The sequence below is a fragment of the Micrococcaceae bacterium Sec5.7 genome, from assembly GCA_039636785.1.
Lineage (GTDB): Bacteria > Actinomycetota > Actinomycetes > Actinomycetales > Micrococcaceae > Arthrobacter.
Genome location: CP144169.1, coordinates 4,215,339 through 4,229,245, shown reverse-complemented (window position 1 = coordinate 4,229,245; position 13,907 = coordinate 4,215,339). Strand labels below are relative to the sequence as shown.

General features: G+C 64.0%; 14 protein-coding genes and 1 pseudogene. 9 read left to right on the top strand and 6 right to left on the bottom strand.

Annotated features, from left to right (window positions below; translation table 11 throughout):
- Nucleotides 1–135: 135 nt before the first annotated feature.
- The gene (locus tag V3C33_20200; GenBank protein XAS67703.1) at nucleotides 136–906 is read left to right on the top strand and encodes a GntR family transcriptional regulator; all 771 of its coding nucleotides are present in this window, start codon (nucleotides 136–138) and stop codon (nucleotides 904–906) included.
- Complete coding sequence (locus tag V3C33_20195) at nucleotides 903–1,655, top strand: phosphonatase-like hydrolase (protein XAS67702.1); 753 nt, start codon at nucleotides 903–905, stop codon at nucleotides 1,653–1,655. The genes V3C33_20200 and V3C33_20195 overlap by 4 nt, the downstream gene beginning before the upstream one ends.
- On the opposite strand, the gene malQ is transcribed toward V3C33_20195, so the two are convergent.
- Together malQ and V3C33_20185 are read right to left on the bottom strand one after the other, a co-directional pair.
- Entirely contained in the window at nucleotides 1,579–3,786 is a 2,208-nt protein-coding gene (gene malQ / locus V3C33_20190) for a 4-alpha-glucanotransferase (protein ID XAS67701.1), read from the bottom strand. The genes V3C33_20195 and malQ overlap by 77 nt on opposite strands.
- 28 nt (nucleotides 3,787–3,814) lie before the next feature.
- Nucleotides 3,815–4,252, bottom strand: coding sequence for a hypothetical protein (locus tag V3C33_20185; protein ID XAS67700.1), 438 nt, complete (start codon nucleotides 4,250–4,252; stop codon nucleotides 3,815–3,817).
- A 427-nt stretch (nucleotides 4,253–4,679) separates the two neighbouring features.
- Between V3C33_20185 and V3C33_20180 the strand changes: the two genes are divergently transcribed.
- Nucleotides 4,680–5,237: an NAD(P)H-dependent oxidoreductase gene (locus tag V3C33_20180; GenBank protein XAS67699.1), complete on the top strand. Its 558-nt coding sequence runs from the start codon at nucleotides 4,680–4,682 to the stop codon at nucleotides 5,235–5,237.
- 38 nt (nucleotides 5,238–5,275) lie between these two features.
- Here the strand turns inward: V3C33_20180 and V3C33_20175 are convergent, their stop codons facing one another.
- On the bottom strand, nucleotides 5,276–5,959 hold the full coding sequence (locus V3C33_20175; GenBank protein ID XAS67698.1) for a hypothetical protein: 684 nt from the start codon (nucleotides 5,957–5,959) through the stop codon (nucleotides 5,276–5,278).
- A gap of 221 nt (nucleotides 5,960–6,180) precedes the next feature.
- Here V3C33_20175 and V3C33_20170 point away from each other — a divergent pair, with 221 nt between their 5' ends.
- Nucleotides 6,181–6,402 (top strand): hypothetical protein, encoded by a 222-nt coding sequence (locus tag V3C33_20170; protein XAS67697.1) that lies wholly within the window; start codon nucleotides 6,181–6,183, stop codon nucleotides 6,400–6,402.
- A gap of 256 nt (nucleotides 6,403–6,658) precedes the next feature.
- On the top strand, nucleotides 6,659–6,925 hold the full coding sequence (locus V3C33_20165; GenBank protein XAS67696.1) for a hypothetical protein: 267 nt from the start codon (nucleotides 6,659–6,661) through the stop codon (nucleotides 6,923–6,925).
- A 122-nt stretch (nucleotides 6,926–7,047) separates the two neighbouring features.
- Here V3C33_20165 and V3C33_20160 read toward each other — a convergent pair whose 3' ends face one another.
- Entirely contained in the window at nucleotides 7,048–7,767 is a 720-nt protein-coding gene (locus V3C33_20160) for an FCD domain-containing protein (GenBank protein XAS67695.1), read from the bottom strand.
- A gap of 72 nt (nucleotides 7,768–7,839) precedes the next feature.
- Complete coding sequence (locus V3C33_20155; protein ID XAS67694.1) at nucleotides 7,840–9,588, bottom strand: L-lactate permease; 1,749 nt, start codon at nucleotides 9,586–9,588, stop codon at nucleotides 7,840–7,842.
- A 203-nt stretch (nucleotides 9,589–9,791) separates the two neighbouring features.
- On the opposite strand from V3C33_20155, the pseudogene V3C33_20150 reads away from it, so the two are divergent.
- From V3C33_20150 to V3C33_20135, 4 genes and pseudogenes are all read left to right on the top strand, one after another.
- Nucleotides 9,792–9,893: pseudogene (locus V3C33_20150) on the top strand ((Fe-S)-binding protein).
- 47 nt (nucleotides 9,894–9,940) lie between these two features.
- Nucleotides 9,941–10,915 (top strand): D-glycerate dehydrogenase, encoded by a 975-nt coding sequence (locus tag V3C33_20145; protein ID XAS67693.1) that lies wholly within the window; start codon nucleotides 9,941–9,943, stop codon nucleotides 10,913–10,915.
- Nucleotides 10,912–11,055, top strand: a complete 144-nt coding sequence (locus tag V3C33_20140; protein ID XAS67692.1) for a hypothetical protein — start codon at nucleotides 10,912–10,914, stop codon at nucleotides 11,053–11,055. The genes V3C33_20145 and V3C33_20140 overlap by 4 nt, the downstream gene beginning before the upstream one ends.
- A 196-nt stretch (nucleotides 11,056–11,251) precedes the next feature.
- The gene (locus tag V3C33_20135) at nucleotides 11,252–12,631 is read left to right on the top strand and encodes an FAD-linked oxidase C-terminal domain-containing protein (GenBank protein XAS67691.1); all 1,380 of its coding nucleotides are present in this window, start codon (nucleotides 11,252–11,254) and stop codon (nucleotides 12,629–12,631) included.
- Nucleotides 12,632–12,935: 304 nt separating this feature from the next.
- Here V3C33_20135 and V3C33_20130 read toward each other — a convergent pair whose 3' ends face one another.
- Nucleotides 12,936–13,754, bottom strand: a complete 819-nt coding sequence (locus V3C33_20130) for a DeoR/GlpR family DNA-binding transcription regulator (GenBank protein XAS67690.1) — start codon at nucleotides 13,752–13,754, stop codon at nucleotides 12,936–12,938.
- Between the last annotated feature and the right edge of the window lie 153 nt (nucleotides 13,755–13,907).

Genomic DNA, 13,907 nt, shown 5'->3' with positions numbered 1-13,907 from the left:
TGAATCAAGCCATTTCGGCACTTGTCTATACAAGTTAACCAAGTCTTTGCTTTCATTCACTTAAGTTCACGCTGCATTCATGATCGGCCGCCATTTTCAGTGATTTTCCAGGGAATCCACTTGTATTATCAAGTTGTGAGTACCCAGCAGAACGCACCTCTACACCTCCGGCTCAGCGAAGAATTCATGCGCCGGATCTCGGACGGACCGTGGCCCCCCGGCTTTCAGCTTCCCAGCGAAGCCGAGTTGTGCCGTGAGTTCGGCACTTCACGTGGGCCCATCCGCCAGGCGCTGGCCGCCCTCCGCGCAGAAGGTGTCCTTACGGGCGGGCGGGGAAGGTCGCCCATGGTCCGGTCCGCCGTTCCGTCTCAGTCCTTCTCCACCTTCAACTCATTCACGGAGTGGGCCATCGGCATCGGCAAGACCCCGGGCCAGAAGACCCTGGAGGTGGCGCTGCGGGAGGCCAGCATGGAAGCCGCCGAGCAGCTCGGCCTGGAGCCCGGCACCAAGGTGGTGGAGGTCCTGCGCGTCCGCTTCCTAGACGGTGCGCCAGCCATGATTGAGCGCACCAGCTTTGTACCGGAAGTGGGACGGCTGCTCTTTGACTTCGACACGGACTCCGGCTCCATCTTCGCGTTCCTGAACGGGCAGGGCGTGGATTTGCACAGTGCACGGCACACCATTGACGCCGTGGCAGCAAGCGAGGAGGACGCAGAACTGCTGAATGAAGCTGAGGGCATGCCGCTGCTGCGCGAACGCCGGCTCACCTCATCCGCGGACGGTCAGCCGCTGGAATACTCCGAGGACTGCTATCTGCCCGCCCTGACCAACTTCACCATTGACAACACCGTGGACCGGCGCGCGGCGCTGGTCCGCGTGCACGCGGAAGGAACCCAAGGAACATGATCAAGCTCGTTGCCTGCGACATGGCAGGAACCACCATCGACGAACACGGCGACGTCTACCTGGCTCTGGCCCGCTCGGTGGAGGAAACCGGCGCCACCACCACCCCGGAGGACATACAGGAGTGGATGGGTGCTGACAAGGTCGAAGCAATCACTGCACTGATCCGGCGGGGTGGCGGAACCGCGACGCCGGAAACTGTCAGCAATGCCTTTGTCCGGTTTAAGCAGATCCTCGCAGAGTCCTACGCCGCCACCCCGCCCGAAGCGCTTCCCGGCGTCGAGGATGCAATCCGCGAACTGCGGCGGCGCGGCATCAAGGTAGCCCTCACCACCGGGTTTTCCCGGGATGTGGCCAAGCCGTTGCTCGACAGTCTCGGCTGGAGCGTGGCGGGCGGCGGTCCGGCAGGTGCGGGAGCCAGGGGTGGCGGCATTGTGCTGGACGCGGTTGTCTGCGCAGATGAAGTGGCAGCCGGCCGTCCCGCACCGTACATGATCCACCGGGCCATGGAGCTGACCGGCGTCCAGGATGTCCGTGACGTACTGGCCGCCGGCGACACCGTCAATGACCTGCTGGCTGCCACGCGGGCCGGCGTCCGGGCAGCGGGTGTCCTGAGCGGGAAGCTGGGCCGGGACGTTCTGGAACAATACCCGCATCACTACATTCTGGACGGCGTCAAGGACATCCCTTCGATGCTGGAAGCACAGGGAACGGGTGCAGGGTTTCCTCCACCGCGGCCAGCAGCGAGTTGAACCGGGGATTATCTTCCAGATCCTCGATCAGCACGGACCGGCCGTCGGCGTCTCCCAGCGGCACTTGCCAGTTGGGGTACAGCGCAGAGGTGGTCCCCGGCTGGTTCTGCACCCGGCGCTCGCCCACCGCGTCCACCAGAGCCACGCTGAGCAGAGCTGACGGCGACTGCGCCAGCAACCGGTAGAGGGCTTCGATCTGTTCCTGCTCCGGTGCCGTGCCTTCCGCCGGCAGGAGCCCGCGCTCCCGGAGAAGCCCCATCATCTTCGCGAGCGTGAGTTCGTGCTCTGCCCGCTCCTCGTCCACCGGCCGTTCCAGCAAGCCCAGCTCGCCGCGAAGCGTTACATGGTCCCCGGCGAGGTAGCCAGCTGTTGGCGGCAGGTCATGGGTAGTAACGCTGGACAAGGCCTGGACCCGGTACCGTTCGGGCGCAAGGGGGGCATCGCCGTCGTTCTCGAACCAGAGAATTGAAGTGCCTAGAATACCGCGGGCGGCCAGATAGTCCCGGACCCACGGCTCGAAGACGCCCAGATCCTCGCCGATGACCACAGCACCCGCACGCTGGGCCTCGAGCGCCAGGATCCCGATCATTGCCTCGTGGTCGTAGCGCACGTAGGCACCCTCGTGGGGCGAATTCCCGGCCGGCACCCACCAGAGCCGGAAGAGTCCCAGGATGTGGTCCACCCGAATTCCGCCGGCGTGACGGAGCACTGTGGCAAGCATTTCGCGGAAGGGAGCATAGCCGGCCTCGGCCAGCCGGCGCGGATGCCAGGGCGGCTGCTGCCAGTCCTGGCCCAACTGGTTGTACATGTCCGGCGGGGCGCCAACGCTTACTCCGGCCGCTAGGAATCTCCGCAGGGTCCAGGCGTCTGAGCTGTTCAGGTCCGCCCCGACCGCCAGGTCATGCACCACGCCGAGGCGCATTCCTTCCCGCTTCGACACGTGCTGAGCGGATTCGAGCTGTTCGTCGCAAATCCATTGCAGCCACCGGTGGAAACCAATCCGGGCGGACAGCTTCAGCCGCAGGGCTGCCACCAACGGAGTGCCGACAGCAGAGACCGGGTTCTGCCAGAACGGATCCTCCGGGCCGAGGTCCTCGCGGATGGCGCACCAGAGCGCAAAGTCGTCCAGCCCGGTACCGGCCGCGCGGCAGAATTCGTCGAACTCGCGCTGCCGGGACGGGCTCCGCCGGGTCCGGTACAGAAGCTCCAGCGCTGCCAGCTTCGCAGCATAGATCCGGTCGCGGTGCAGCTGGTCTGCGTCCTTATTCAGCTCCCGGGTCTTCGCCCTGAGCCGGTCCACTCTGGCTCGCTTCCGGGGCTTCAAGTAGGCCAGTTCCGGGACGGCTTCAATCCGGATGTAGAGGGGGTTGAAGAAGCGGCGGGTGGACGGGGAATAGGGGGAGGGCTCTACGGGTGGCACCGGTCCGGCAGCGTGGAGCGGGTTCACCAGCACATAGTCCGCGCCCCGGGCGCTGCTCACGGACGCCAAATCCGCCAGATCCGCGAAATCCCCGATGCCCCACGACCGCCTGGATCGCACCGAATATAGCTGCGTGGCCAGCCCCCAGCCGCGCCGCTGCTCCAGCGGCGCTGACGTGGTCAGCTTCGCCGGCACCACCACCAGCGCGGCCTCCGCCGTCACGCCGTCGGACTCCGCGCGCAAGGTGTGCCAGCCCAGCGGCAGCTCCGCCGGCACTTCGAACGTCGCCCGGCCGGTGAGCACACCGTCAACCTCGCGCGGCTCGACCCAAATATCCTGCTGCACGGCATCAATGTTCCGTCCGTCCTCGGCGGCGACGGTCAGCCTGGCCGGGGTCCCGTCCCTGACATGGACGGCCACCAGCGCCTGCGCTCCCTCCTGGAGAACGACGGCGGGTGGCAGCATCCGCCGCCACGGCCCAAGTTCCGCCTCGGCCAAGGCCGCTTCCACGAGTTCGTTGGTGTGGGACGGGATTCCCAGGGCGGCCAGGACCTTGATCAGAGTGTCCGGGGCGACGTCGTGCGTCAGCCCGTCCCAGCCTTGGAAGGACGTGCCGACGCCGTGTTCCGCCGCGACACGGTGAAGCAGCTCAGCATCGACGTCCGGTGCTTCCGGCGCTGCCACGTCCTGCTGGGTTGGAGTGTTGCTCATGTCCGCCTCGTCTGATGTGATCGGCAATCTAATGGCTGGGTCGCGAAGCAGGCTGGGCCCTTCCGCTCACGTTTTGCACGTCGATGCCCTGCCCATAGCGGGCGATCATCTGCCTTCGGACGTCGTCAAGGTCTTTGGCATCGAGCACATCGGCGATGACGGTGTCGCCGTCTGTGTTGATTCCGTGTGCGGTGATCGTGATTCCCAGTTCGGCCCAGTAACCGGTGTCGGCGGCCAGCCGGCTCTGGATGGCCTTGCTTGCGCCGGTGCTCCGCTTGACGTTCTTGATTCGGACGGCAAACCCGTGGGCAGAGGCTGCAACGGACGTGACGTCGGCGGTGAACCCGGCCAGGTCGCCATTGGGTGCCTGCGGCACGAAGGCGACCACCGCAGGGTCGTCTGCTTCGTACCAGACGTTGTTCAGCGTAACGCCTCGCTCTTTGGCACGTTCTTGGATGCTGGCCATCGCTTCGCTGACCCCGGCCGGCTGAGCGGAGGGCATATCGGCCGGAAGGGATGTTGATTGCTTATCGCCCGCCCCGGGCGGTTGATCGGAACAGCCCGCAATCCCGATAACAAAAACGGACACCAGCAGTCCAATGGCGGCATTCCAGATGACATTGCCCCGGTGCTGCCTCCGAGCCGCCACCGGTCCCCGGCTGCAGTCTGCACTCACTGTTCCCCGATTCCAGTCATTGCATGGAGAATACCTCCTGCCGGGCACTGGGAACAATGACCTGCACGCCACGTCGGGAACAAGGACCGGCCGTCACCTGCTGCGCCATCCCCCGGGCCCGGTGAGAGGCACCAGCGACCGTCTCAGGGAAGAAGTGCCCTTCCCACAGTGTTGTAACAGGCACAGGTTGCCATGGATGCAGGGGAGATGAGGTGCCATGGTGAGGATAGCCATCGTGCTGGGAAGTACGCGCCCGGGCAGGGTCGGGAAAACGGTGGCGGACTGGGTTTGTGAGCAGGGGAAGAAGCGAGCTGATGCACAGGTCGAACTTGTCGATGTGGGTGACTTCGGTCTACCGCTGCTGGATGAACCGCGCCCGCCCTCCCTCGGGCAGTACCGGAACGAGCATACGAAGGCCTGGGCGCAGGTCATCGCCTCCTTCGACGGATACATCATCGTCACCGGCGAGTACAACCACTCAGTGCCGGGAGCTTTGAAGAATGCCATCGATTACCTCTACCGGGAGTGGAACAACAAAGCTGTCGGTTTCGTCAGCTACGGCAGCGCCGGCGGGACCCGGGCGGTTGAACATCTGCGGCAGATAGCCGCCGAAGTGCAGATGGCCGATGTCCGCGCCCAGGTCGCCCTGCCGCTGGCCACGGAGTTCGAAAACTACACCACTTTCACCCCGTCGCCCCGGGCGGTGCAGGCCCTGGAACGGGTCTTCGATCAGGTCATCGCGTGGGCCGGCGCCCTCAAAACGCTGCGTCCCTGAACCCAAAGAACCACGGGCATCTGAACGTGCGGACTTTGTCAGGGGCCGGATGGGCTGTGCCAAGTGGCCATGGCTTGGGCTGCGGGCAGGCTGCCGATCAGCAGCAGGGTCAGCGCAGCAACACCGACAGCCACGGCGATGGGCCCGGGCTCGCCAGGCAGAGCGAACGCGGCGATCGTGAAAGGGCTACTGGCAATCATCGCCCAGGCCGACCACAGGGGGATGACCCGAGCCCGGCGCAACGCGATTCCGAACATCACATAGGCCACCAGGTGACAGATGACATAGACGAGGAGGTAGGCGCTCATCACCGCGCCGTTGGTGAACCGGTCCAACAATGCGACGTAGGAACTGCGATCCGGAACGTGAGCCATGGTGTTGGCGAGATCGTCCAGGGCAGCCAAGGCCGAGAACAGCAACCATCCCAACACGCCGAGCAGCCCACCGATCGAGGCGAGCCAAGGCGTGCGACGGTAGGCGAGGTGGGCGAGGCCGGCCGCTCCAACGGGGAGCAGGAAGGAGGCGACGACGAACGCGGTCAGGTGCACGGCGTTCGTGACGGGATTGGCTGCCGCGTTTGCGTCAATGGTTGACCGCGCGGAGCCGTGGATGGCCGGGGCGAGCAGACCGCCAACGAGGTAGCCCAGTGGCCCGCCGACGATCGCGGTCGCCAGCACCACCCGGAGCAGCCGCTCGTGACCGGGCATCGCGGGCGCTGACATGGAGCCATGGTAATCCACTCATTGTCACAGAGTCACGCATAGTCAGAAGCTGGCCGCATCCGGTGGCTTCGCTTGGGCACCCAATCTGGCGCTCCACTGTGTTGGTCCGAAGAGGATTGACGCCAAGCGGCCAAACTTGCTGTGGATCCTCAGCCGTGTCGCTTCCGGCGCTGCGGTCTTGGCGGTTTCCATGGAGGGGCCTATCGTGAACAATGGTGTCCATGAGTGCAATATTTGCAGCTTCCCGGCGCGTCACGTCCGATGGCCCCGAGGTGGTAGCTTTAGCGGTCCGGGAGGCCACACAAGAACTTCGCGACACTCTTCAGAGCCACGGAATCGACGCCACTTTTGAGGATCTCGCCCTGCTGGGGCACTCGGAGTCCTGGGACGGCGAGGGGCAGCGGTGGGTTCACGTCAGCTGGGACGGCGAAGAAGCCGGGTAGCTCAGCTCGAGGTCACAGAGCGCATGGACGCCGCGCGTGCGACCATTCTGGTCGCCGCTGCCGGCGCCGCCGGTGTCCCCCACAGGGCCTCAAACATCCCGTGAGGTCACACCCTCTGTTAGCTCTAGCGAGCCCTGTCCGGCATGTCGTGGTACGAATCCTCTTGATCGAAAGGTTGCCATCCGCGGTGCCGGTCACACGGAACGAAGGAAGTTACGGAAGACTGGAAGTTCTCGATCACGAAAGTGGGAATCACATGATTAATCTCCAGCAGGATACCGACGGCTTCATCCGCATGAACAGGCATTTTCCTGACAACTCGCTCATATCCATCACTTTCATCGGCGGGTCGCAGGAGGTGTTCTTTGGCCATCAGATCAATGCGATCTATGACGAAGCCCTGGCCGTGTACCGAGCGCAGAATCAACTGGACGCGAAAGGATATTCGCGGGGCCCGACGAAAAGTGTCCACCCTAAGAACAACATCGAGTTCGTGCCGGTTCATGCCGGAATGGCCAAGTAGAAGAACCGGGGCAGGTCTCCTGAGAAGGCGTCTCTACAGAGGCGCCGCGTGCCGCCCTGGCACTGCGCCGCCGGCGCCACCCCAGTGCGCAGGGCTGTCCTGGGCGGCCGCCGGTTGATGGGTCAGGCTCGCTGCCTCTGGGCGTAGAACCATTCGATGTGCTCACGCAGCAACCGGGCTGCCAGTTCACCGTCTCGTGCCTGGACGGCCTCGAAAATGCTGTGGTGCTGGAAGCGCAGGACGGCCTGGATCTCAGGCCAGGCCTCGAAGCCTTCCATGGCGTCCTTGGAGTAACCGCGGATGGAACCGCTCAGCGAGTCCATCATCGTCTCGATCACGGCGTTGCCGGCAAGGGAGCTGAGAGCCACATGGAACTGGGCATCCAGGGTGTGGAACATTGCGCGGTCCACGTCCGGTTCGTCCATGGCCTGGAGCAGCTGCCCGGCCCGCTCCAGGACATCCGGTGCCTCATCCCTGAGGGCAGCCGTCTGCGCGGCCCATGTCTCCAGCAGGATGCGGGTCTGCACGATATCCGCCACCGGCAGACGGTTGGTGGCCACGTGCAGGCGCAGCGCGGAGGAGAGTCCTGCGGAAGGTTCGGAGATGACGATGGCCCCGGACTTGGGGCCCGACCCGGCGGAGGTGCGCACCACCCCCATGACGTCCAGGATGCGGATGGCTTCGCGAACGGAAGCGCGGGAAATGCCATAGGTCTCTGCCAGCGTGCGTTCGCCGGGTAACTGGTCCCCGAGCTTGATGCGCCCTGCACGCAGGTCCGCTTCAATGTTGTGAAGAACCGCGTCCGAGGTGCGCTGGATTCCTGCCGCTTTTGGCTCTTTCATTGTCACATCCTCATCCTGCCATGCCGGAACCGGCGATTCGTCTCCGGCATGGCGGGACGTTCAGACCGGAGGCTAGGGCAACATCCAACCCAGAACCGGGGTGGACTGTAGGAACACCAGGATGCACAGCAGCAGGAGCATTCCGACGCTCCAGCCCGCCACCTTGCGCAGAATGGCCGATTCCTGGCCGTCCATGCTCACCGCCGTGGCGGCGATGGCCAGGTTCTGAGGGCTGATCAGCTTGCCCACGACCCCTCCGGACGTGTTGGCGGATACCAACAGATTGGGGTCGATGCCGGCTTTGAGTCCGGCTGTCTGCTGCAGTTTGGCAAAGAGCGCGTTCGATGACGTGTCCGAGCCGGTCACCGCGGTGCCAAGCCAGCCCAGCACGGGAGAGAGGAAGGCAAAGAAGCCGCCCGTGCCGGCGAGCCAGGTACCGATGGACACCGTCTGCCCGGAATTGTTCATCACGTAGGCCAGTGCCAGCACGGTCAGTATGGTCAGGGCGGCCCAGCGCATCTTCACGACGGTTCTCCAGATTTCCGCCAGCGCCGCAGGGACCGAAAGCCGGAACCGGCCCCCCTCATCGCATTTCGAGTAGACCACCGCGACGATGATACCGGTGATGAGCAGCAGGGTTCCCGGGCTGGACAGCCACTGGAGCTTGTAGACGGTGGTGGAAACAGGCCCGCCCTCGGCATTGACCAGGGCATCATGCAGGACCGGCCACGGAATCTTGATATCCGTCGAGGCCAGGAACGCAGGAAGGTCCGCACCTTGCTTCCACAGCTTGGCGACACCGAAGATCACGATCACCAGGAAATACGGAAAAAGTGCCAGCCAGGTGCGCCCCGGCGTCAGCCGCTCCGCGCCGGCGGGCTCCTCGATCACGGCCACACGGCTGCCCCGGCCGGCGGAGCCCGCGCCCGAGGAGCCCGCGCCGGCGGTTGACTGCGCCGTCCGAACAATGCCCAGCCGACCGAAGGCCTCGGCGCTGCCCCGCGGACGCCAGAACCGCAGGAACACCACGGCGCCGCCCATGCCCGCCAGCGAGGCGACAACGTCGGTCAGCTCATAGGAGAAGTAGTTGGAGCAGAGGAACTGGGCCGCGGCGAAGACGAGGCCGGTGACGAGAGCGGCCGGCCAGCAGTCCTTCAAACCTTTACGTCCGTCCAGGATAAAGAGCAGGATCAGCGGCACAAACGTGGCCAGTAACGGAGCCTGGCGGCCCACCATGGCGCCTATATGGTCCGCGTGCAGCCCGGTCAGCCCAGCGGCGGTTGTAATGGGGATAGCCACGGCACCGAAGGCAACCGGCGCCGTGTTGGCGACCAGCACGGCCGCAGCGGCCTTCAGCGGTGCAATTCCCAGTGCAAGCAGCATGGTGGCGGTGATGGCTACGGGGGCTCCGAAACCGGCGAGGGCCTCCAGTAGGCCGCCGAAGCAGAACGCGACGAGGATGGCCTGCACGCGCACATCGCCGCCGCCGATCACGTCGAAGACGCGGCGCAGATCCTCAAAGCGGCCGCTGAGCACGGTCACCTGATAGAGCCACACGGCCATGATGACAATCCAGAGCACCGGGAAGGCGCCGAAGGCAGCGCCCTGGCTGGCTGAGAGAAGCGCGAGGCCGGCCGGCATGTTGAAGGCCACGATACCGACAACGAGGGCCATGAACAGGGCGGCGGCTGCCGCGACATGGGCCTTGGTTCTGACGACGGCGAGCAGGATGAAAAATGTGACCAGCGGCAGCAGGCCGGCGATGGCTGACCAGCCGATGCTGTTCAACACCGGGTCGGTGCTTGGGGTGAAATGGTCCACGGGGTTCCTCCACGTTGAGCGAACGGGTGACATGCCATAAATGTGGTCCGACCATCATGGTCTGACCACACGAGTGTAGCTCACTCTTTGCCGCGTGGTGTGATCTGCATCACCGGATCGCCTGTGGCTGGACGAGACAGAAACCACATGCCTACTATGGTCAGACCACACTAGCCGGGGCCAGTCCCCGCTGAGAGGCAGCCATGAGAATTGCACTGCTTGCCACCTGCATCGCCGATGCGATGTTCCCGCGCACCGCCCAGGCCACGGTGTCCATCCGGGAGCGGCTGGGGCACGAGGTTGTTGTCCGGACCGGGCAGGCGGTCAGCCAGTGAACCGTCTATCCTTTTTGGTGACCACGGAAATTCCGTCACCTGGCATGGAGATACTCCGTGCCGCCGGCACTGTCCACGTCCCGGGATTCCGGCTGAGCCCTGAGGAGTTGAGCCGGGAGTGCGCCTCCGGCAGCTACGACGTCGTGGTCTCCCAGCTCCGCGACCGGCTCGACGCGGATCTGCTCGCCCGGGCGCGGCTTACCGGCATCTCCAACTACGCTGCCGGCTTTGACAACATTGATATTTCCGCGGCCGCCCGGCACTCGATCATGGTAGGCAATACTCCCGGGATACTGACGGACGCAACGGCTGACGTAACCCTGCTGCTGATCCTGGCCACAGCCCGCCGCGCCGTGGAAGCGGATGCCCTGATGCGTGCCGGCCGCTACATGGGCTGGGAGCCCCAATTCATGCTGGGGCTGGATGTCTCCGGGGCCACCCTGGGCCTGGCCGGTTTTGGCCGGATTGCCCGAGCGACGGCAAGGCGTGCCATCGCTTTCGGCATGAAGATCATCTTCTGCCCCCGGCCACCCGGCCATCGACCCGTCACGGCCGGCGAACTGGCGGAATTCGGCGGCGAGGCCCGGGCCGTAGGCTGGGATGAACTCGTAGCCACCAGCGACTTCCTGTCGCTGCACGTGCCGCTGAGCCCGGAAACCCACCATCTGGTAGATGAAGACGTTCTCGGCAGGATGAAGAGCTCGGCAATCCTGATCAATACAGCCCGCGGGCCCGTCGTCGACGAGCCCGCCCTGGTGCGGGCGCTGCGGAACGGCGGGATCGCCGCGGCCGGCCTGGACGTTTACGAAAACGAACCGTCCATGTCCCCGGGCCTTGCCGAGCTGCCCAACACGGTGCTGCTTCCGCACCTTGGAAGCGCCACGACGTCGGTCCGGGCGGAAATGGCCAGGATCTGCGCCCGCAATGCCGTCGCCATGGCTGGGGGAAACCGCCCGGAACACGAAGTCGTCGCGGGGGTGCCGGCACCATGAGCATCCTTAGTACCCCGGACAGCTTCAAAGGAACATTTTCCGCCGATCACGTGGCCGGAGCAATCGCCGCCGTCGGCAGCGTCACGTACTGCGCCGGACCATTCTCACAGTCAGCGCCGGACCGGCGCGGACTTTCGTGATGAAACTGTCCGGCCAGACGACAAGCCTCGGACTCGCCCTCGCATCGGCCGGTGGCTTCTTCGCAATACCCTCCCCAGTGAGCGGCTGGATGGTTCCATAACGGACAAGCACGTCCACGAAAAAAAGACGCCCGGGGCGTCGCCTCTGAAAAGGCAAACCCTCGGCGGATTCATCCAGAAAACAAAGAGGTTTTTGATGAGCACCAACTCCGCACCGGCTGATACACCAGCATCAGCCGTCCTCCTCAACGCTTCCCGCAGCGCTTCTATTGAGCACGAAGACCGGCTTCGGGCGGGCAAGGACCGTTCGGGGTACACCCCGGCAACACTGCCCGATGGGGTCGTCTACGCGGAGTCGGCTGAGGACGTCATCGAGACCATGAAGCTCGCTTCCGCCAATCTCGTTCCGGTCGTTCCTCGAGGTGCAGGCACCGGTCTTGCCGCAGGAGCCTCAGCGAAGGCGGGAGAGGTCGTCCTGGATCTTTCAAGGATGAACCGAATCCTTCACATCGACCCAGTCGAACAGATCGCTGTTGTCCAGCCCGGCGTGCTCAATGCCGAGGTCAACGCTGCCGCCGGGGAACACGGCCTTTTCTACGCCCCCGATCCGGCCAGCACAGCCATCTGTTCCATTGGCGGCAACATTGCCACCAACGCAGGGGGGATGTGGTGCGCAAAGTACGGCGTAACCCGTGAATCAGTACTGGCCCTTCGCGTCGTGCTGCCTGATGGAAGGGTGCTGCGCACCGGGCGAGGAACCATCAAGGGCGTAACGGGATACGATCTGAACGCCCTGATGATCGGCTCGGAAGGGACGCTTGGAGTAGTTGTCGAAGCAACGCTCCGCCTTCGTCCCCGGCCGGTTCACACGGCGACAGTGGCGGCCTACTTTCCGGATGTCTCCCGTGCCGCCCGAGCGGCGTCGGCCATTATTGCTGCAAGGCTGCAGCCTTCTGTCCTGGAACTGATGGACGGTCCAACGCTTGCAGCTGTTGACGATGCACTCGGAACTGGCCACCGGGCGCGGGGCGGTGCCTTCCTTCTCGCCCAGACCGACGGATACGGGGCGTTCCTGGAACAGGATGTACTCATCCAAGCCATTAAGCCCTTCGCAAGCTCATATGAGAAAGCGGCCGATACTGACCACGCCAACCGGCTCATGGCAACCCGCCGGGCAGCGATTCCGGCACTGGAGCGCATGGGCAGGGTATCTATCGGAGACATTGGTGTGCCGAGGAACCGGCTGGCCGAAGCGGTGTCCGGCCTGGAGGAAATCTCCCAAACGACAGGGGTACGGATCTTCACAATCGCCCACGCTGCGGACGGAAACCTGCACCCCATGATTGTCATGGATCACGAGGAATCCATAACTGAAGGACCGGCCAAGATTGCCTTAGGCGAGATGTTCCACCTCGCGAGGGGCCTGGGCGGAACGCTCACCGGGGAACACGGCGTGGGGCTGCTCAAACGTGACTGGCTCCAAGCCGAGTTGGGTGATATTTCACTCGGGCTCCAGCATTCGATTCGGGAGGTATTCGATCCGCTGGGAATCCTGAACCCTGGTAAGGCCATTTAGCCTGACCTTTCCCGGTTGTCAGGGCTCCAAGATCTTGGCGCAGGCCGGGGGCAGGTACGCGACACGATTTCAGACGTTCCTGGGCTCAAGACGGCGATCAAGAGTCTCCTCCTGGCGCTGCCGCGTTTGCGCGTCGTCCGTATCCGCCCCCAAAGTCCTACCGGCCACGGGCCTGCCCAAGGATTGATTGACAGTTGGGAATGTCGGTCTTTCACGGTTCGGATGCTTTAGTTCCTGCCGGCGCCTGGTGCTGAGTGGAACGCTGCCGGCCAATTGCGCATTTCACAGCTCGAAACCGGTATTCCTAGACGGCTTCCGCACGGCCTGAACGGTGAGGTGCGAGCGTGGCGAGATGTACCTGGCAGTTCTCCGCGATTGCCTCACGCTCCTCGGCTGGCACATCGTCGGTGAGGATGATGTCCGTGAATTCGCTGACGGGAACGAAGCGGTGAAGGGAGGTCCGGCCTACCTTGCTTCCGTCCATCATGAGGATCCGCCTCGTGCCTGCTTTGAGCATGGCTCGTTTCATGAAGACGACATCCTGTTCCTGGTGGTACGTCATCTCGGAACCCATGGTTGACGTCGATTGAAAAACGATGTCGACGGCGTAGGAGCTCACTGAGCCGTCGGTGGGCAGGCCGATGAACGAGTCGTGTGTGCGGGAGTACTGGCCGCCGAGAACGATGAGGCGGATGTCGTCATTCTCGCGGAACACCTCGATCACCTGGCGGTAATTAGTGATGACCGTCAACGGACCCACCTTGTTCAACAGTCGCGCGAGGGCGAGTACCGTCGTGGAATCGTCGAGCATGACCGACATGCCGGCTTCGACGAATTCCAGTGCCTTGTGAGCCAAGGCGGCCTTCGCCGGGCTCTGGATCTGCATCCGTATTTCCGAGCTGGCTTCGAACACCGTGGACGGCAGCGCGGAAACACCGCCATGGACCTTGCGCAGGATGCCGCGGCCGGCCAGGTCATCGATGTCGCGGTGAACTGTCATGAGGCTCACCCGCGTGAGGGCGGCAAGTTCGGCCGCACTTGCGAATCCTGCACTGACCACGTGCTCGACAATCTCCCGCTGACGGCTGAGGCGTGGTTTTTTCAGTGCATTCGGTTCATTCATCAGCTCACCTTCGCCTTTGATGTTGGCTGGCCGGGACTCATTGCGGTATGCGGCATCTAGTCATAATACCTTGCGACCTCTGAATGAGACTAACATTTTTCTTGACCAAATTCACATAATAAGTGTTACTCTTGGCATAGCGACAGTGACCGG

Coding starts and splice junctions, on each gene's coding strand:
- V3C33_20195 (XAS67702.1), top strand. CDS start 903: ATGATCAAGCTCGTTGCCTGCGACATGGCAGGAACCACCATCGACGAA.
- malQ (XAS67701.1), bottom strand. CDS start 3,786: ATGAGCAACACTCCAACCCAGCAGGACGTGGCAGCGCCGGAAGCACCG.
- V3C33_20185 (XAS67700.1), bottom strand. CDS start 4,252: ATGGCCAGCATCCAAGAACGTGCCAAAGAGCGAGGCGTTACGCTGAAC.
- V3C33_20180 (XAS67699.1), top strand. CDS start 4,680: ATGGTGAGGATAGCCATCGTGCTGGGAAGTACGCGCCCGGGCAGGGTC.
- V3C33_20175 (XAS67698.1), bottom strand. CDS start 5,959: ATGTCAGCGCCCGCGATGCCCGGTCACGAGCGGCTGCTCCGGGTGGTG.
- V3C33_20170 (XAS67697.1), top strand. CDS start 6,181: ATGAGTGCAATATTTGCAGCTTCCCGGCGCGTCACGTCCGATGGCCCC.
- V3C33_20165 (XAS67696.1), top strand. CDS start 6,659: ATGATTAATCTCCAGCAGGATACCGACGGCTTCATCCGCATGAACAGG.
- V3C33_20160 (XAS67695.1), bottom strand. CDS start 7,767: ATGAAAGAGCCAAAAGCGGCAGGAATCCAGCGCACCTCGGACGCGGTT.
- V3C33_20140 (XAS67692.1), top strand. CDS start 10,912: ATGAGCATCCTTAGTACCCCGGACAGCTTCAAAGGAACATTTTCCGCC.
- V3C33_20135 (XAS67691.1), top strand. CDS start 11,252: ATGAGCACCAACTCCGCACCGGCTGATACACCAGCATCAGCCGTCCTC.
- V3C33_20130 (XAS67690.1), bottom strand. CDS start 13,754: ATGAATGAACCGAATGCACTGAAAAAACCACGCCTCAGCCGTCAGCGG.